Source organism: Pectobacterium quasiaquaticum, assembly GCF_014946775.2.
In the GTDB taxonomy this organism is placed as follows: domain Bacteria; phylum Pseudomonadota; class Gammaproteobacteria; order Enterobacterales; family Enterobacteriaceae; genus Pectobacterium; species Pectobacterium aquaticum.
Genome location: NZ_CP065177.1, coordinates 4,190,066 through 4,210,119 on the forward strand (window position 1 = coordinate 4,190,066; position 20,054 = coordinate 4,210,119).

Below are 20,054 nucleotides of genomic sequence, written 5' to 3' on the forward strand. Positions count from 1 at the left end.
AACGATTACTCCCAGAATTTAATTCATGTTGGTATCGCATCATGCCATACCCAGAAACGACTTACGCCAGAATACGTGTACCAATCGCCACGCCGTTGAACAGCGCAGGTAGCTGCTCGGCATGACGCCAACTAGCGATATCAACCGGACGCCCCAGCGCACGCGCGGCATCCAGCGCGGCGTTGACCTTAACAATCATGCCGTCGGTAATAATGCCCTGAGCAATCAGTTGCTCGGCTTTCTCCGCCGTCATTTCAGCAATACGCTGGCCTTTACCGTCCAGAATGCCACTCACGTCAGACAGCAGGATTAAATCCGCGCCCAGCGTTTGCGCCAGCGCCGTCGCCGCCTGATCGGCGTTGACGTTCATCAGGTCGCCCTGCGCCGTAATACCAATGGAGCTGACGACAGGCAGGTAGCCCGCAGACAGCAGCGTATTCAGCAGCGCAGGCGATCCCGCTTCCGCTTTGCCCACAAAGCCCAAAGACTCATCGAGCTGCGTGACCGTCGTGCTGCCGCCATCGCCCAGACACAGACCAACTGCGTTGATATCATGCTTCTTCGCCCATGACAGCAGCGTCTTGTTGGCGGATCCCGCCAGCGCACCGGTGATGATGTCGATCTGATCGGCTGGCGTGACGCGCAGGCCGTTTTTCTTCACGACTGGCAGCGCCAGCTTCTTCATCAGCTCGTCCACCAGACAGCCGCCGCCGTGCACAATCACCAGCGGACGCTGATGCTCCTGACGGTAAGCCACCAGTGCGGTGAACAGACGCTCCAGCGCTTCTTCGCTATCCAGTAAAACGCCACCTAATTTGATAATTAACGGATTCATTATGCTTCGCGCCTCGAAATGTCGGGACCAGTAGTCATTAAATTAACGATTGGGTTTCAGGGAAACCAAAACGAATGTTCATGCATTGTACAGCCTGTGCCGCCGCGCCTTTCAGCAGATTATCTTCGGTTGCCACCACGATGAGGTGTTCACCGTCAACGGAGAAACCGATATCGCAGAACGGCAGGCCGACAACGGATTTCAGCGCCGGCACGCCCTTGTCATACAGGCGAACCAGCGGCTTATCGTGATAGGCGTTGTGATAGGCTTCGGCAACATCCTGCTGGGTGACGCCCGGTTGCAGGCGGCAGGTGATGGTTTCCAGAATACCGCGAGCGAAGTTGCCCAAATGCGGCGTGAAGATCACTGGCGTGCCGAGGTGCGTTGAAATTTCAGGTTCATGACGATGGTTGAAAATACCGTACGGTTGCAGGCTGACTTCGCAGAAGCTGTTGGTCATCGACGCTTTACGCCCTGCCCCACTCACGCCGCTCACGGCATTAATCACCGGCCACTGGGCTCGGTTCAGCAATTGCGCGTCCAGCAGCGGTTTCAGCGCCAGTTGCGCAGCCGTTGGATAACAGCCCGGCACGGCAATCAGCTGTGCCTGCTTCACGCTTTCAGCACGCCATTCGGCCAGCCCGTAAACCGCTTTTGCCAGCCAATCGGGGTGCTGATGCTCAAAACCATAGTAACGACGATAAAATTCGGCATCCTGTACGCGGAACGCGCCGGACAAATCAAAAACGGTGCAGCCTGCCGCCAGAAAAACAGGGGCCAGATCGTGGCTGACTTTGTGGTCGGTCGCCAGAAAAACGACATCCACGCCTTTCGCTGCTTCTTCCGCATCGGTCAGCGGTTTTACCGGTACATCAATGATGCCTTTGAGCTGCGGATGTAAATCAGAAATCAATTTTCCTGCATCGACACTTTGCGCAGAAACCATCAAAGCGGTTATGTTCATCTGTGGGTGACGGTTCAGGTAGAGCGCAAGCTCAGCGCCGGTATAACCACTTGCACCAACAATCAACGTATTCAGCATGGGATCCGTATACCTTCTTACTTATCTATGGAACAGGTAACCGGGCTCACCAGCGTCGATACGCTGTTCACCCGCGAAACTCAGTGAAAGTGACGAATCGCCATCGCCGTACCTTTGGGTTTCCTTTCGCCGAGCATTATTGTATTTTTATTCAAAATAAATGCATGAATATTGATACTATCCTAACCAGAGGCTGTCAACAGTGAAGATGAATTTACCCCCTTTTATTGAGCTATATCGGGCATTGATAGCCACACCGTCCATCAGTGCCACCGACAGCGCGCTCGATCAAAGTAATCATACCTTAATCAACCTGCTGGCAGGCTGGTTCGGCGATCTCGGCTTCCATGTGGAAGTCCAACCGGTTCCCGGCACCCTCAATAAATTTAATATGCTGGCGCGGATTGGTGAAGGAAAAGGTGGCTTATTGTTGGCAGGCCACACCGATACCGTCCCGTTCGACGACGGTCGTTGGACGCGCGACCCGTTCACGCTGACCGAACATGACAACAAGCTGTACGGCTTGGGTACAGCGGATATGAAAGGCTTCTTTGCCTTTATTCTGGATGCGTTGCGCGATATCGATCCGACCAAGCTGACAAAACCGCTCTATGTGCTGGCAACGGCAGATGAAGAGACGACGATGGCCGGTGCCAAGTATTTCTCTGAATCCACGCAGATTCGCCCGGACTGCGCCATCATCGGCGAACCGACGTCGCTGCAACCGGTGCGCGCCCACAAGGGCCATATGTCTAACGCGATCCGCATTCAGGGGCAGTCCGGTCACTCCAGCGATCCTTCACGCGGCGTGAATGCAATCGAACTAATGCATGAAGCGATTTCCCACCTGCTGGTATTGCGTAACACGCTACAGGAGCGCTATCACAACCCGATTTTCCACATTCCTCACCCGACCATGAACCTCGGCCACATTCACGGCGGCGATGCCGCTAACCGCATCTGTGGCTGCTGTGAACTGCATATGGATATCCGTCCGCTACCGGGCATTACGCTCAACGATCTGGACGGACTGCTGTCAGAAGCGCTTGAGCCTGTCAGCCAGCGCTGGCCGGGCAGGTTAACCATCAGTGAACTGCATCCGCCGATTCCTGGCTATGAATGCCCACCAGACCACCGTCTGGTGTCCGTCGTAGAGAAGCTGCTGGGGACGAAAACGGAAATCGTGAACTACTGCACCGAAGCGCCGTTTATTCAGACGCTGTGCCCGACGCTGGTTCTGGGGCCAGGATCAATCGAGCAGGCGCACCAGCCGGATGAATATATTGATACCAAGTTTATTAAACCAACGCGGGATCTGATCTCGCAGGTGATTCATCACTTCTGCCACCACTGATCCAACGAAAGCGGCCTTGTCAGCCATGCTGACAGGGCTACTTTGAGACAGCTCATGAAAAAGAAAGACTTCATCGCGCAGGATTTACTGAGCAAAATCTATCAGCACACCGATCCGCTGCCGGAAAAGCTGCCGCCGGAACGCCAACTGGCGGAAGAATACGGCGTGTCACGCTTTACCCTCCGTCAGGCGCTGGAAAAGCTCGCCAGCATCGGCGCGATCCATATGGTACAAGGCTCGGGTAACTTCATTAATCAGGGCGTACGCAGCAATCCGCTGGTATATAACTCGATTACCGAAAAGAAATTTAATCAGATTTCATTCCGTCTGCTTAGCCTGCATAAGCGGCTGCCGACGCGGGAAGAGCAGCAGGTTTTTGCTATCAGCGAAAATACGTTCATCTGGGAATTCAGCCGGTTACGCTACGTCGATAACCGTAAGGTGCAGATCGAGATATCGAAGATGCCCGCCGCGGATTTCCCAGACATGAGCCAGAAGATTATTGAAAGCTCAATTCAGCAGTATGTGCTCAGCAAGGGCTATGCGATTTCACACTACCTGACGCATTATCAGGCGGTTAACGTCACCAAAGCACAGGCTGAGCTGCTGGGCTGCAAGAAAGGCACGGCGGCGATGCATATTCTTAATCGCGGTATTTTACAGGGCGGTCGCGTGTACGAAGCGAGCGATATCATCGACATCAACTACGCCTGCACCTACGTCATCCCCTTTAACCGCGATAACCTGAATTTCCGCCAGTCGCCGTAACGCTTAAATTTTTTCCTGAGCTAGGATTTGTCCACCTTGTTCACCGGAACCTGGGCCAATAGAGACCTTAAAGTCAGCATAATCTTCCGCCTCAGGGCGATGTTCAATAACGACGATTGCACCAAATAAAGAAGACTTTTGGTAGATAAACCCCAAGACTTTCGACGCAGTCTCGGGATCAAGGCCTGCCGCAGGCTCATCGATAAAGAGTAACTTATTACTTTTCCTTTTTTTCGATAACATCTCACACAACTTTATTCTACGCATTTCACCACCGGAGAGTGACTGCGTTTTTCTATTTAGTTTTAAATGAGATAATCCTAAGGTGTCAAGCGTCACAAGTATGTGATCAATTTTTGGATCGTTAAAATAGTTAAGAAGATCTTTCAACTCAGTATTATAGATATCAATGATATTCATACCATTAACAACCGTATTTACCTCATCCGAGTTCGAGTCAAAAAGCATTCCATTACATTCATGGCAGGTAATATAAATATCTTTTTCAAATCCCCTTTCATATTTTATAACACCTTTACCTTCGCAGGTCTTACATCCACCTCCATTTCCTTTTTTATCTATGCTGGGTAGAAAAAAAACATCGTCCAGTCCCGTTTTTTTTGAAAAATAGCTAGCAATGGATTTATTTAACTCAGTTATAGATGCCACTGAAGAGCGGCCGGTATAAGAGGGTAATCTTTGACTAATATAAGTTGATTCAGTAGTATCACAAATAGCCTTCGCTAAAGATGATTTTCCTGAACCCGATACGCCAGAAAAAATAGTGACACATTCTTTTGGAAAGCTTACACTTTGATTAATTATATTGTTTTTATTAAGTTCTTTAAAATGATGGAAGTCAGAAATTTTATTCCTGTCATTTACGTTTTTTAATGGTTGAATAGCTTCACATTCACATATTACACCACCTGCAGAACCTGCGAACTTACCAATGTGAATGCTTTTATCTGCATGATCAATAAAATGCTGGCTATGTTCTACTAGTATTACAGTGTTTTTCTCCGCTATTTTTTGTATTTTTGATAAAATATCAGGATAATCTACAGGGTTAACCTGAGATGATATTTCGTCAATAACAATAAGCATACCTGTTGTATTTGACGTCAGTAACCGGCTGAACATAAGTTTTTGCAATTCACCACCTGAAAGGCTAGGAATTGAACGTGATAAATTCAAATATCCTAACCCGACATTGTTAATTGAGGATAAGACTCTAAACAATGTTGATTCACTAGACTCATTTTCAAGTACAGTACATAATGCTGATATCGGTAATAATAAAAAACTCTCAAAATTTAACCCAACAACATCCAGTTGTGCTAGTTTTTTATTTATTCTACTTCCTTGACAGGAAGGACATGGGATTTCTTTTTGATATTGAGAAGCTGATTTATTTCGTACCATATTAGCATTGGCATATAACATTACACCTTCATAAAAAGCTTTTTTCTGTTTTATTTTTCCTTTCTGTTTACATTTGAATGTTATTTTTTCATCACTCACCCCGTAGAGAATAATTTCTTTATCTTCTTGAGAAAGTGAAGAAAAATCACTTGAAATATTAATACCATTGTTCTGACAGTAGGCTAAGAAAAGTTGATTATGATAATCAGACAACGCTCCACTTCTCCAACAGGAAAAAGGTTTCTCATCTAATCTACGATATTTATCTATTAATTCATTCTCATCAATTTGAATGATGTCACCGCGGCCAAGACAATGAGGACAAGCATTCTCATACTTATTCAATTTTAACTGATGATAATCAGGTATTGATAAATTACTCTTAACCTTTAACGACGACAATGCTTGCGGAATATTTAAATATGAATATATTGTTGAACGAGGGTTGTTATTAGTATTTCGCTGCGGCAACGCAACTGCTGGCTTTAACCCATCATAGTGTGTGATCTTATAATCACCCTCATTCAAATAACCATTCTCTATGGAATCAAACTCATCTTTGCATAATTGATAAATGGATGAGAATGCTAAAGAACTTTTCCCTGCGCCTGAACGCCCATAGATGACAGTCATTTTGTTTATAGGTATATTAACATTTATGTTTTTCAGATTATGTGTTTCTATTCCTTCAAAAACCATTTCGCTCATTTTTTATCTCCACACCATTCACACAGTGGATTACGGGGAACATCCTTGACGTTAAAAGATAGCGTTCGGAGGCTAAACTCAACTCTTTTACTTGTCTGTTGCAAATATTCCTTCTTTCCGCTGAGTAATTTTATCGCATCCAAACTCGCAAGGCTTGCAGCCATACCAGATAATGGGGAGTACGAGCCCAATTTACGTTTTGTTCGATGTAATTTCTTAACATTAGCGAGATCTTTGCTGTTTATATTATTTAAATAAAGATTAAAGCAGTTAAAACATGATGTCTCATAGGGGATAATAGTTTGGCCAATCAGTGTTTGATGCAAGTTATATCCACCGCCGACAATATGCGGTATACGATGAAGCATGCAATAAGATGAAATTATTTTGCTAGTATAATCAACATTAGGTTCATCAGCACAATTAATAATTAAATCAATATCCAATGGCAATTCATTTCTTTGAAAGAAGCCATCATCAATTGTATCAAAAATCGTTTCGACGCTAATATTCGGTGAAATATTTTTTAAACTTTCACGTAACGCTTCACTTTTTTTTATTCCAATATCATTCTCAAAAAAATATTGACGATGTAAATTACTGAGATCAACAGAATCATGATCAACAAAAAGCAGTGTTCCTACGTCACAATGGGCAAGATAGGTTGCCACATTGCTCCCGACGGCGCCAACACCAACAATCATAACCTTTGAGGATTTAATTCGATTAATACAGGAAAGCACTTCACTGGTTGTATGACAGTAATCTTCAAATGTATTAATCAATCTATATTTATTATCCGTAATCTCATCAGGATATGAACAGTCCTCGCGAATCAGGACATTATTTACATTTAAAAAATTAGTAATATTATCGAGCTGTTCAACATTCAAGCCAGGAAATTTTTCTACTATTGATTTTAATGAAGTTTTTCCATCAAACATTTGTAACAGAGGAATTAATTTTGGGAATTTAATTTTTATCTTTACACTTTCTCTGACATTAGATTTAAAAAATTCCGCCATGTCGTCTTGAACAACAATGCCGACACTTTGGCGTAATCTAAAATTACCCATTACAGATTTTGCATCCATCTTGCTTTACCAATTCAAATTGAGTCATCAGGCCGCTGTTTGGAAGATATTCATAGCGATGATTGTTGTAAGAAAATGCGGAGTCATCTAAAAGAAAATGCAGTAACTGCATACAGCATAGATTAGCGGAAAAACCGCTCATCATTGCCAGCCCTCCAGGGCCACCGGGAATATAATGATTACTCTGCACTGCCGTTGAAGAAGCCAAAGACTGACTCTCTACCATACTGTACACTGGTTTCCACCCTTTTAGGGCTTTTGAAAAGGTGTTCTGGGCACAATCGATACAGGGCGTTCTCGGTGGAAAAATTAACTCTCCTGAACTCATCAAATGGGCATCAAATCCGCCAGCAACATAAAGTGGTATATTCTTTGATTGGGTATATCGTCCCAATTTCAATGAAGTATGGCCTATATAAGGTTCATCACATGTGTTAATAACTAAGTCAGCATCGTCAGGAATTAAGGTTGATAAATCACTGTTGGGTACAAGCTTCTCAAAAATTGTATGAATTTTAATATTTTTATTAATATTAGTTAAGAACTCAGAAAGCACCTCTACCTTAGGCTTTCCAATGTAATCATCGCTATAATAGCAGTGTCTTACTGCATTCGAGGCGGATATCGATTTATAGTCGATCAAAGTAACATTATTAATACCTGCACGAACAAGAATTTCAATAATTTTAGCGCCTACGGCACCACAGCCGAACAGAACAATTTTTTTTATTTCTAATAAAGATTGGGTTTCTTTACCTGGACGATCCAAAACGAAATCATCCCAAAACGTAATTTGCCTAGAGAAACGTAAGTCGTCATTTTCTTTATTTTTCACATCGAAGACGAGATGCTGTTTTAAAAGAAAATCCATTAATTTAGCTATTTCATCGAACCGAACATTCCCCATAGAATGGACGATATCATCAATACTTTTTTCACCGTCTAGGCTGGCAATAAAGCTCGCAACATGCTTATTCGTTTTAATTTCTATTCTGTCACGCGTAGTCATAATATGGAACGTTAAGAGAACCGTATCTTCCTTATCATTCTCTGATATAAAAATATCAACTGTCTCTTTTATCTTATATTTTTTTCTGTTCATCCCTTATTCCTAATAAAATCGCCCATTAAGGGCGATTCCAAACTAAAGATTAATACTGAAGCACACCAGCATTCACCTCAAGGTACTTCTCCCACGCATCAAGACCGGAGTTTTGGTCATCATTGCCTGCGCGAGTACAAACACGAGTGCAGCAATCGCTGCGCTCACCGGAACACCCACCGGTATACTGTGCAGTCGCATTGGTGTTGCTAACGACTTCAAATGACAAATCTAAACATTCCATAATAAAACCTTTATATTTAAATCAGTTACATGATTCAGGTCTATTCTTTAACGGCAGCGGACGTTCGATAAAAGAAAAAACCTCAGCCCGAAGATGATGATAGAAGCATGACGCGACGATCAATAAGATGCTAGCATACCAGTGCCGTTGATGAAATATTCATATTCGATACTCTCTGTTATATTAAAGTAAAATTATTATCACACTATTAATTTCATTGTTTAATCAATTTGCAGGGAGTGACAGTGACCCTTTGATAAAGTCAGTTTTCAATTTTAGTCTCTGTTTTTTTATGTTAGTTTTGTTTTTTCGAAGTGGATTAAAACTCCAATACGTTAGTTGATTATTTCAAAGATATTTATTAGAGATAAATTAATTATGGGCAAAATAATTCTTGACCTTGATCTAACTGAATATGAAAGTGACTTCATTTATGAAAGTGACCTCATGCTAGATGAATCTACGGTTAAAAGTAGTGGTTTGTGGCAAAAAGCGGCAAATTTTAGGTTAGCCGATAAGCTAAGAACAATGGGGCTGACAGCAAGAGAATATAAAAGAAAGATAAAAAATAGCGAAGATCAAAAAGAAAAATTAAGCTGTTACCATCATTCTATTTTTATCAGTGGTACTCGAGGGGCAGGAAAAACAATTTTTTTACGTAACATTGAAACCATCTGGAATACACACAAAAAACCGATTTCAGACCCACCTAATTTATATTTCATCGACACGATAGATCCAACATTACTGCATATTGAAGATAATTTCTCTGAGGTGATTATTGCATCTATTTATGCCGCAGTAGAACAAAAATTTAAAAGTATAGTCAATAAAGGGTGCCATCAAGATAAATTCATAAAAGCATTAAAAAACCTAACAAACGCACTAGGAAACAGAGCTGACTTTGAAGACCTTAGGGGTATTGATCGTATTCAAAAATATCGTTCTGGGATCCACCTGGAAAGGTACTTTCATCAATTTTTAATCGCCAGTGTAGAGATTCTTGACTGTGATGCTTTGGTGCTCCCTATCGATGACCTTGATATGAAGATCGATAAGGCATTTAGCACATTAGATGATATTCGCTGCTTGCTTTCCTGCCCACTAATATTGCCCATTGTGAGCGGTGATGACGCTCTTTACCAACATACCACAACCATGGAATTTGAAGGGATTTTAGCAAAAGATGAAAAATCCAGTAATTTTGAAGAGGGGAAAATAGCAGCAAAAAATCTATCGCATGCCTATTTGACAAAAATTTTCCCAATTCATAACCGGCTACCGCTTCAACCTATCTTTCAACTATTACCCGACCTAGTCATAAAATATAATGGTAAACCGGAAGAGTATACAAATTACCATGATAGCTTTATTTCATTCTTTTATGCCTTTTGCCATGATGCTGAATATAGAGAAGGAAAGGTTTCTAGCAAGACAGAATGGTTGGAACCTGCGAATGCACGTGAGCTGGTTCAACGCATAAGGCTTTTCCGTCCTATTGATTTAAAAAAACAGAATAATGATTTAAAAAAACAAAATAAAATTAGAAGAGATCTATGGCAAAAATTTAAGGGGCTAGCGGAGATAAGGCGACAAGGTCAAGCACTTGTCGATGCAATATCCTATATTGATATTATCGATAACAATCTTGATATTGTCGAAAAAAATGATGAAACGTCCAGTGGTAATGAAAGAATACTTTTCCTATATAACCTAATATCTTTTAATCCATTTATACAGAATACGATGTATGACTGGGGAAAGAGTGATTTTTATCATATTCAAAATCGGTGTCGTGCTAAAGTGAATGGCAGTGAAAATGCCATAGACTCTGCAATAACAATAGCCAAAGAAAACATAAAATCTATCAATACTCTATGGGAGATGCCCCCGATAGAGTTTAAGAAATTTTACTTTGAAACAGAGGGTGATGATACCATCCTACAAGGTAATACAAAAAAATTAGCATTAATTTATAGCTACAGCGATGATGAAAAACGTCATAATGTTCTTTTTGGACGAGCATTTGAGATACTATTTTGGTCTATGTTATCCGTAACAGGAAATCTTAACCACAATAATTACAATAATTTATTCAATGGTATATTGAAACGTTTACATTTTTATTCCTATATGGTTTTCGATGTGGAAGGAATTGGAATGGAGTTGGCGTCTAATGAAAAAGGTGATGGTGACAACGAAATAACAGAAGAAATCATTAGATGGATTGAAGATAATAAAGAAACACTGAAATCATTTAATAACACCAATCTCATACCCCTATTAAGTGAAGTTTTTTACAATGTTTTTTCACAACTTCACAGAATGAAAGCTGATCCTAAGTTTATTATCCGAAGAGAACTTTTCACGGATCTCACCATTCGGTTCGAGTATATATTCATGAATTCTCTTCTATGCTGCCTAAAAACAGAAAAGATCATGATGCCAGATGTCGCAACAATGGCCCCATCTGAAGATATAAGGAATAGGGGTGATTTTTTATTAAAAAATAAAAACCTAACGAATAATATTGATGGGGTTTTGACGTTAGAAGATAAAACAAACTCGAAGGAAAATCCTAAAATAGCGTACTATAAAAATATAAAAGATAACAAACTCCCAGAAATTAGCCTTTTACTAGAAGTCATGTGGAAACATCCACTTTTTGAACTTCCTTACAAAGCACAGACAGAATCTCATTCATGCTATCGAATCAAACGCGATCGCATGTTTGGAGGGTAACAATGTATACCCAAGATCCACGCTGGCTCGTACCCTGTGCTTATCTGGCATCAGACAGACTATTTCATTTCTATTTACAGCAGCATATTCATCAAGTCATCAATCTGGATGTGGCCTCTGAGGAAAAACGCCTGTTGGCTCTGGCAGTAAAAGACTACCAATTTTCCTTTGGTAACCATCTTCGCAAAGAGGATATTGCCAGTAACCTGCAACAGTGGCAGCTACCCTCACCTCAGCAGGATAGTTTCAGCCTATTGGCTCAGCTTGCTGATAGCTTTCTCATTTGGCAGGGGGACTGTTTTGAAGTCCGTCAGGAACATCTGGATGCCTGGCTGAAACTCTGCTCGGTGATTGACCCTGCGTGGATCATTGCCTGTGCTTATGTACGATTAGTTCAGCAGCAGGTGTTGGACGAGTGGGAGCTGGTTACGCTATTGACCAAACGTCAGTGCGCCTTTGCATTTCCCGCAGACCAAAGCGACACGCGTTATGCCGATAACCATGTGCATTTTAACGGGCATGGCTATACGTCATTATCTATGCTCAGTTTTATGATGGGGGATGCGCGTTTAAAATCTACGCTCATCTGGCCACAGCGTGAAGAGTATCGCCTGTTTGAAAGTGAGCACCTGGAGAAAAACCAGTTACCTGCGTGGATTTCAGGGTACAGCGCTTGTCTGCTGGAGCAGATTTACGCTGGCACAACAGCAGAGATCGATTTAACCCAACTTGGTCTACCTGAACAGAAGAAGTGGCTACTGCGTGAATACGTTGAGTCTTATGGTATCAATAATGCCCAACAACGGGTACTGCATCATGCCGCATCGCCAACCGACTACCCCGGTCACCAGCGATGGCTCCTGTTCTGCTGCGGCCTAATGTTACAAAGACGCACAGTCGGTTATCAAAGCGGCCTGGAGAACCTGATTAGAGCTTGTATGATTCTGCGTAACTATATGGTGGTATCTGCGGTTGGGTTAGGCCAATTTGTCGAATTTTTCGGCACAGACGTTCGTCGCCCAGATAAGTCCTATTTTAAAGAGCAGGTCGTGCGTTACGATCTACCTGCTACCGTATCGCGTGAATATCGCGTCTCTCCGGACGAGGTAATAGGGGATACCGAACGGCGTCCCAATATTTATCACCACAAGCTGAGAGATTTTTTTGCACAACACCAGCGCTGGCATGTGCCTGAACAGGCACATTTGGTCGTTCATTTTACCCGTAGCATCCCTAAAAACTCATCTCCACACGATAAACGCTGGCAAAGCTTTCGCGCCAAACTATTACAGCAAGTCCGCGCCTTCGAAAAGTTCTCGGCATCAGTAACACTTCAGGAAGTTATCTACCAGCCGGATATCAGTAAGCCAGCACAGAACATTGATGTTCGCCGACTGGTACGTGGTTATGATGTTGCAGGAAATGAGAATGAACTGCCGATTGAAGTGTTTGCTCCCGTTTTGCGCGTATTACGCGCTGCTAAACACCCCGCGGGCATGTTGTCATCCATTCGTTTGCCACGCCCTTTCATTACTGTACATGCCGGTGAGGATTACAGCCACCTGCTCAGTGGCCTGCGGGCGATAGACGAAGCGGTAGAGTTTTGTCAGTTACGTGAAGGTGACCGAATCGGGCACGGGTTAGCGCTGGGGATAGATGTCACACTTTGGGCACAACGCCAACGCCGTGCGTACCTTACGGCAGGGCAACATCTGGATAATTTAGTGTGGGCCTACCATCAGGCAGTACAGCTCTCTCAACACACTGCTGAACATATTCCGGTGATGCACCAGCTACGCGACAAGATTCATCACTGGTCACAGCAGATATTCAACGATATCTATACGCCTAATCAGCTTTACCGTGCCTGGTTATTAAGGCGCAACTGGATTGATTATCAGGACATGCAGGCTGATTTGGCTAATCGCAAGGAGTGGGCTCCCGATATCGTCTGGCTGATGGAGGAACAACACAACGATAAAGAAAGTAAAACAGCAAAAACGCTCTGGCAACGTTATCTGAATAGCGGATTAGAAGGACATGAGCAAGACTGGATCAATCGCATCATTTCTGTTAACTGCCAGCCAGACACGGGAGAGTGTTTTTCGCCAAAAAGACAAGAAGACGAGGATCTTCTTTCACTAGGAGAACTTCTGCTATACGGAGCAATACAGGATTTCCTGATGGAAAAATACAGCCGACTCAGCCTAGTTGTTGAAGCCTGCCCAACCTCGAATATTTATATTGGGCGTCTTGAAAAATACCACGAACATCCTCTGTTTCGCTGGAACCCGCCGCAACCGGACTGGTTGAAACCTGGCGGAAAATTTAATCGCTATGGTTTACGATCTGGACCATTATCGATCTGCATTAATACTGATGACAGCGCCCTCATGCCAACAACCATAGCGAATGAACACCGTATTATGAGAGAAACCGTCATACGGTGCTTTGATATTGGTAGCTGGATGGCCGATGTATGGATTTCGGCGATACGAGAAAAAGGCGTTTCACTTTTTAAAACCAACCACATAGAACAAAACATGGATTAGTGATTATCCACAATAATGACCGGCTCAACATTGCCTTGCCGCATACTGGCAAGGCTTAAATCTCGATAACCTGACCTTCCGCCAGTCGCCGTAAGACTCAAGGCGTATGCATCGTGCCATCCGGCAGGCGGCTTTGCGTCCACTCGTGCGGACGATAGACGACGGGGAACTGCCGTGCCGCGTCCAGATCGATCCCAACGCCGATACCGGGGCGTTCAATCGGATACAGGTAGCCGTTTTCCGGCTCCACCGCCTGCGGGAAGACCTTGCGGGTATTTTCTGGGTAAGCGACAAATTCCTGAATAGCGGCGTTGTGCAAATGGATATTCAGATGAATGTTGACCGCGGCGCCGATAGGCGTCATATCCGGCGGGCAGTGCCACGCCAGACGAACGCCAAAGTTCTGACAGAATGCGCCCAACTTCAGTGCCGGCGTAATCCCGCCAATCTGTGAGACATGGCAGCGGATGAAATCAACCTGACGATTAATCACCAGATTCTGCCACTCGGCGGGGTTATTAAATAGCTCCCCCGTCGCCAGCGGCACCGCGCTCTGGCTGCGGATCTGCGCCAGCCACTCATTTTGCGCAGGCGGCAAAATGTCTTCGATAAAATAGGGACGATACACTTCTACCGCTTTAGCGAACTGCACGGCCTGATTCGGGAACAAACGCTCATGAACATCATGCAGGATGTGGAAACGATCGCCGTATTTCTCACGCAGCGCACGGAACATGGCGAGCGTGTTGGCCATGTACTGATCCTGATCGTAATAGGCTCCCTCCGTCGGCTGCCGCGTGCTGTGCAGCGCATCGGGATTGCCGCCATAGAATCCTAGCTGACAGCGGATATGGCGATAGCCCTGCCCATACAGCCGATCCACTTCCTGATAAAGCCCGTCCAGCGTATCGCTGGCTGCATGGCTGTAAGCGGCAATGGCATCGCGGGATTTCCCACCAAACAGGTGATAGAGCGGCATATCCGCCAGCTTGCCCTTGATATCCCACAGCGCCATATCGACGCCCGCCACCGCATTGTTGATAACCGGCCCGTTACGCCAATAGGCGTTGACCATCATCATGTGCCACAGGTCTTCAATGTGGTTAGCATCTCGTCCTAGCAGCAGCGGTTTGAGATACTCGTCCACCATCGCTTTGACGGCCAGCGGGCGCTGCTGGAAGGTCGCACAGCCATAACCCGTCACGCCTTTATCCGTGTGAACCACCACCGTCACTAAATTATGGCGGTCAGGGCGGGTAACAAGACATTCAATGTCAGTAATGATTGTCGGCAACACAAAAATATCCTCCAGAGCATTTACCGGAATAGCGCTACCCGGCAAAAACACAGTCTAAAATTAGTTTCTTTTTTTGTTTTCTACTTATTTTTTCTTTTATTGTAAACCTCTTATTTAAAAGATTTATTTTGGTTTGAAAAACCCATCTAATTGATTAAAAAACCAGACCAATTATCGAATAATGGCAACAAATATCCCCTTATAGACTAACCATGTGACGAACTTCATGTTTTATTGGTTTGTTTTTTCTTCTTTAAGTTTTTACTATCGGTGGAAATAATTCGGCCAAAAATAACATAAGGCTATACCCTAAATAATTCGAATTTCAGGAAGGCGGCAAGCGAGGGAATCCCGATGAGCTTACTCAAGTAAGTGATTCGGGTGACTGAACGAAGCCAACGCACATGCAATTTGAATTATGACGGATATATGCGGGGAGTTTATTCCATGGGAAAAAATGAGGTTATTCAGTCAATCATTAAACTGGTTGGCGGAAACGATAATATAAATAAAGCCTGGCACTGCATGACACGGCTTCGGTTTGATTTAATTGATGAAAATAAAGTGCAAACCGAGGCGATCAAAAATCTGCCCGGTATATTAGGTGCGCAACACCAGAGTGAACAGTTTCAGATTATTATCGGGCCACAGGTCAATGAGTATTACGAACTGCTGAACGCCCAGCTTTCGCCTACAACGACATCGCAGCCAGACGTGCAGAAGCAGAAGAAGGGGCTGGTTTCGCTGTTCATGGATACGGTTTCCGGCGTATTTGGTCCGATCGTCCCTGCTATCGCGGGTGCGGGGATGATCAAAGGGCTGCTGGCAGGGCTGATCGCCTTGAAAGTGGTCTCTGCCAAAACCGATACCGTGATCGTCCTCGATCTGATCGCCAGCGGTGTGTTCTATTTCTTACCTTTCTTCCTCGCCATCTCCGCAGCCAGGATCTTTAAAACAAGCGAATATCTGGCAGCGGCTGTTGCAGCCTGCCTGATGTACCCATCGTTGATAGAAGCGGCGAAGGCACTAGCCAGCAATAGCCCTAATGCGGTCAGCGCCTTTTACTTCATCGGTGTGCTACCCATTCCGGTGTTCAACTATGCCGCCAGCGTCATCCCAGTGATTTTCTCCGTGTTGGCACTGAGCTATATCCATCGTTGGGTCGACCGCATCATGCCTTCGGTGCTGAAAACCGTGTTTACCCCAACGCTGACGCTGTTTATCGCCGCACTGGTGTCGCTCACCGTTATCGGGCCATTCGGGATCTACCTCGGTAAACTGCTGGCACTGTTTATTCAGAGCCTGTTCGATGTGTCGTCTATCTTTGCTGGTTTCGTGGTTGGTGCGATTCGACCTGTCGCGATTCTGACTGGCATGCATCACGCGATGACACCGATTGCGCTGCAAAATTTCAGCAATCAGGGCTTTGATATGCTGATGCCAATGATGTGTATGGCTAACATGGCGATTGCGGGTTCCACGTTTGCCATCTACTTCCATGCCAAAACCCGTCAGGATAAATCCGTCGTGCTGTCTGCTGGGGTTTCCGCGCTGCTCGGTATTACCGAACCGGCGCTGTTCGGCGTACTGACCAAGTATAAAAAAGCGTTTATCTCCGCCACTATTGCCAGCTCCATCGCCTCGGCCTTTATCGCGTACTTCGGTGTCCGGCTGTATGGCTACATCTTGTCGAGTATTTTCAGCCTGCCAGCCTATATCGGCCCGTACTTTAGCTACGCGGTATCCGGCATGGCCATCGCCATCGTGCTTTCTTTCACGCTGACTTATATTCTGGTCGTCAGAGCGTCCAAACAGGCATAACCGCACTCGCGGGGCCTTTGCGCCCCGCCATCCCCCTCCGCGATACTCTAAATAATTCGAGTTTCAGGAAGGCGGCAAGCGAAGGAATCCCGATGAACTTACTCAGGTAAGTGATTCGGGTGACTGAACGTAGCCAACGCACATGCAACTTGAAGTATGACGAGTATATTAGTTAGCCTAATATCCGCGCCCCTGTAATTAAATTTCACAAATTGCCAAGCCCGCCTCAATGCAAGTACAAAGAATAAGGAGAAGAAAGAATCGTCAATTGACGAATCCGCCTTATCGTGGCTAGATGGAGGCAGTGCGTCAAAATATGTCAAGTGAAATAAACTTACAAAAATGGTAGGGATGGTCAGGGTAACTATGAACGAACAATATTCCGCAATGCGCAGTAACGTCAGTATGCTCGGCAAGCTTCTCGGCGATACCATCAAGGAAGCGCTGGGTGAAAACATCCTTGATAAAGTCGAAACAATCCGCAAGCTGTCAAAGTCTTCCCGCGCAGGTAATGAAAAACATCGTCAGGAGCTGCTGACCACGCTGCAAAACCTGTCTAACGATGAACTGTTGCCGGTTGCTCGTGCATTCAGCCAGTTCCTTAACCTGACCAATACCGCTGAGCAGTACCATACGATTTCACCGCACGGTGAAGCCGCGAGTAACCCGGCACAGCTTTCCAACGCCTTTGAGCGCCTGAAAGAAAGTAAAAATCTGACCGAACGCGATATCCGTGACGCGGTAGAGTCCTTGTCGATCGAGCTGGTGCTGACAGCGCACCCGACCGAAATTACCCGCCGGACGCTGATCCACAAACTGGTGGAAGTGAATACCTGCCTCAAGCAACTCGACCATAACGATCTGGCTGATTATGAACGTAATCAGATCATGCGCCGCCTGCGCCAGCTGATCGCACAGTCCTGGCATACCGATGAAATCCGTAAAATTCGTCCTACCCCGGTAGATGAAGCCAAGTGGGGCTTTGCCGTGGTGGAAAACAGCCTGTGGGAAGGTGTGCCTGCGTTTTTACGCGAGCTGGATGAACAGCTGGAACAGGCTTTTGGCTACCGTCTGCCCGTTGATGCGGTTCCGGTGCGCTTTACGTCCTGGATGGGCGGCGACCGTGACGGTAACCCGAACGTCACGGCGGAAGTCACTCGCCATGTGCTGTTACTCAGCCGTTGGAAAGCGGCCGATCTGTTCCTGCGTGATATTCAGGTGCTGGTTTCCGAGCTGTCGATGTCCGAATGTACGCCGGAGTTGCTGGAGCTGGCCGGCGGCAGCGAGGTACAGGAACCGTACCGCGCCATCATGAAGTCGCTGCGTTCGCAGTTGAGCAGTACGCTGAGCTATCTGGAAGCCCGTCTGACGGGTGAAGAGCGTCTGCCTCCTAAAGATCTGCTGGTTACCAACGAACAGCTTTGGGAACCGCTCCACGCCTGCTACCAATCGCTGAAAACCTGCGGCATGGGCATCATCGCCGATGGTCGCCTGCTGGATACGCTGCGTCGCGTGCGCTGCTTCGGCGTGCCTTTGGTACGCATCGATGTCCGTCAGGAAAGTACCCGCCACACCGAAGCGCTGGCTGAAATTACCCGCTATCTGGGTCTGGGCGACTACGAAAGCTGGTCAGAGTCCGATAAGCAAGCCTTCCTGATCCGTGAACTGAGCTCCAAGCGCCCGCTCCTGCCGCGCTACTGGGAGCCGAGTGCGGAGACCAAAGAAGTGCTGGATACCTGTCGTGTCATCGCCAAAGCGCCAATCGGTTCAGTCGCAGCCTATGTCATTTCAATGGCGCGCACGCCTTCCGACGTGCTGGCCGTTCAACTGCTGCTCAAAGAAGCGGGCTGCCCATTTGCCTTGCCGGTCGCACCGCTGTTTGAAACGCTGGACGACCTGAACAACGCCGATGATGTCATGACGCAGTTGCTGAGTATCGACTGGTATCGCGGCTTTATTCAGGGCAAGCAGATGGTCATGATCGGCTATTCCGACTCTGCGAAAGACGCGGGCGTGATGGCCGCATCCTGGGCGCAATATCGTGCACAGGACGCGCTGATCAAAACCTGTGAGAAAGCAGGTATCGCATTAACGCTGTTCCACGGACGCGGCGGTTCCATCGGTCGCGGTGGCGCACCGGCTCATGCTGCGCTGTTGTCACAACCGCCGGGTAGCCTGAAAGGTGGCCTGCGCGTGACGGAACAGGGCGAGATGATCCGCTTTAAGTACGGCCTGCCGGAAGTCACCATCAGCAGTCTGGCGCTGTATACCGGTGCGATTCTGGAAGCAAACCTGCTGCCGCCGCCGGAACCAAAACAGGAATGGCACGAGGTGATGGATGAGCTGTCCCGCGTGTCCTGCGAGATGTACCGTGGCTACGTGCGTGAGAACCCAGATTTCGTCCCTTACTTCCGCGCCGCGACGCCGGAGCTGGAGCTGGGTAAACTGCCGCTGGGTTCACGTCCGGCCAAGCGTCGTCCGAACGGCGGTGTGGAAAGCCTGCGTGCTATCCCGTGGATTTTCGCCTGGACGCAGAACCGTCTGATGCTACCAGCGTGGCTGGGTGCAGGTGCCGCGTTGCAGAAAGTGGTGGATGACGGTAAGCAGGAACAGCTGGAAGCCATGTGTCGCGACTGGCCGTTCTTCTCGACGCGTATCGGTATGCTGGAGATGGTGTTCGCCAAAGCCGACCTGTGGCTGGCGGAGTATTACGATCAGCGTCTGGTCGAAGAGAAGCTGTGGCCGTTAGGGCAACAGCTGCGCGATCAGTTGGCCGCCGATATCAACATCGTGCTGGCGATCTCTAACGACGATCACCTGATGGCGGATCTGCCGTGGATCGCCGAGTCGATCGCATTACGTAACGTCTATACCGATCCTCTGAACGTATTGCAGGCCGAGTTGCTGCATCGTTCACGTCAGCAGGAAAAACCAGATGCCGATCTGGAGCTAGCGCTGATGGTGACGATCGCCGGTGTCGCGGCAGGTATGCGTAATACGGGTTAATTGCGACAACACGTTAATACGCCAAACTAACTCACTCACGAAGCCTCTCAACAGAGAGGCTTCC

Annotated in this window: 13 protein-coding genes; 6 read left to right on the forward strand and 7 right to left on the reverse strand. The window is 46.3% G+C overall.

Annotation, left to right across the window (positions count from 1 at the left end; all coding sequences use genetic code 11):
• Positions 1 to 61: 61 nt before the first annotated feature.
• Positions 62 to 835 carry an acetylglutamate kinase gene (argB, locus tag IG609_RS19185; RefSeq protein WP_039278775.1) on the reverse strand — a complete coding sequence of 258 codons (774 nt, stop codon included), beginning with the start codon at positions 833 to 835 and terminating at the stop codon, positions 62 to 64.
• A 37-nt stretch (positions 836 to 872) separates the two neighbouring features.
• Positions 873 to 1,877 (reverse strand): N-acetyl-gamma-glutamyl-phosphate reductase, encoded by a 1,005-nt coding sequence (argC, locus tag IG609_RS19190; RefSeq protein WP_193399277.1) that lies wholly within the window; start codon positions 1,875 to 1,877, stop codon positions 873 to 875.
• A 202-nt stretch (positions 1,878 to 2,079) separates the two neighbouring features.
• Between argC and argE the strand changes: the two genes are divergently transcribed.
• Together argE and IG609_RS19200 are read left to right on the forward strand one after the other, a co-directional pair.
• Entirely contained in the window at positions 2,080 to 3,231 is a 1,152-nt protein-coding gene (argE, locus tag IG609_RS19195) for an acetylornithine deacetylase (RefSeq protein ID WP_131526237.1), read from the forward strand.
• A gap of 54 nt (positions 3,232 to 3,285) precedes the next feature.
• Positions 3,286 to 3,999, forward strand: coding sequence for a GntR family transcriptional regulator (locus IG609_RS19200; protein WP_193400207.1), 714 nt, complete (start codon positions 3,286 to 3,288; stop codon positions 3,997 to 3,999).
• A 3-nt stretch (positions 4,000 to 4,002) separates the two neighbouring features.
• On the opposite strand, the gene IG609_RS19205 is transcribed toward IG609_RS19200, so the two are convergent.
• From IG609_RS19205 to IG609_RS19220, 4 genes are read right to left on the reverse strand one after another with little or no spacing between them, the layout of a single operon-like run.
• Positions 4,003 to 6,132 (reverse strand): ATP-binding cassette domain-containing protein, encoded by a 2,130-nt coding sequence (locus IG609_RS19205; protein WP_193400667.1) that lies wholly within the window; start codon positions 6,130 to 6,132, stop codon positions 4,003 to 4,005.
• The gene (locus IG609_RS19210) at positions 6,129 to 7,226 is read right to left on the reverse strand and encodes a HesA/MoeB/ThiF family protein (protein ID WP_226373217.1); all 1,098 of its coding nucleotides are present in this window, start codon (positions 7,224 to 7,226) and stop codon (positions 6,129 to 6,131) included. The genes IG609_RS19205 and IG609_RS19210 overlap by 4 nt, the downstream gene beginning before the upstream one ends.
• Positions 7,201 to 8,328 carry a ThiF family adenylyltransferase gene (locus IG609_RS19215; protein ID WP_193400211.1) on the reverse strand — a complete coding sequence of 376 codons (1,128 nt, stop codon included), beginning with the start codon at positions 8,326 to 8,328 and terminating at the stop codon, positions 7,201 to 7,203. Before IG609_RS19215 ends, IG609_RS19210 begins: the two co-directional genes overlap by 26 nt.
• Positions 8,329 to 8,377: 49 nt before the next feature.
• Positions 8,378 to 8,572, reverse strand: coding sequence for a hypothetical protein (locus IG609_RS19220; protein ID WP_072036076.1), 195 nt, complete (start codon positions 8,570 to 8,572; stop codon positions 8,378 to 8,380).
• Positions 8,573 to 8,950: 378 nt separating this feature from the next.
• On the opposite strand from IG609_RS19220, the gene rdrA reads away from it, so the two are divergent.
• A complete protein-coding gene (gene rdrA, locus IG609_RS19225; RefSeq protein ID WP_193400213.1) occupies positions 8,951 to 11,314 on the forward strand; it encodes an antiviral RADAR system adenosine triphosphatase RdrA in 2,364 nt (787 codons plus the stop codon).
• A gap of 2 nt (positions 11,315 to 11,316) precedes the next feature.
• Positions 11,317 to 13,866 carry an antiviral RADAR system adenosine deaminase RdrB gene (gene rdrB, locus IG609_RS19230; protein WP_193400214.1) on the forward strand — a complete coding sequence of 850 codons (2,550 nt, stop codon included), beginning with the start codon at positions 11,317 to 11,319 and terminating at the stop codon, positions 13,864 to 13,866.
• Between the two features lie 97 nt (positions 13,867 to 13,963).
• On the opposite strand, the gene IG609_RS19235 is transcribed toward rdrB, so the two are convergent.
• Positions 13,964 to 15,163, reverse strand: coding sequence for a starvation-sensing protein RspA (locus tag IG609_RS19235; protein ID WP_193400664.1), 1,200 nt, complete (start codon positions 15,161 to 15,163; stop codon positions 13,964 to 13,966).
• Between the two features lie 447 nt (positions 15,164 to 15,610).
• Between IG609_RS19235 and IG609_RS19240 the strand changes: the two genes are divergently transcribed.
• Together IG609_RS19240 and ppc are read left to right on the forward strand one after the other, a co-directional pair.
• Positions 15,611 to 16,984: a PTS transporter subunit EIIC gene (locus IG609_RS19240; protein WP_193399279.1), complete on the forward strand. Its 1,374-nt coding sequence runs from the start codon at positions 15,611 to 15,613 to the stop codon at positions 16,982 to 16,984.
• 366 nt (positions 16,985 to 17,350) lie between these two features.
• Entirely contained in the window at positions 17,351 to 19,990 is a 2,640-nt protein-coding gene (ppc, locus tag IG609_RS19245; RefSeq protein WP_193400663.1) for a phosphoenolpyruvate carboxylase, read from the forward strand.
• Positions 19,991 to 20,054 lie beyond the last annotated feature (64 nt).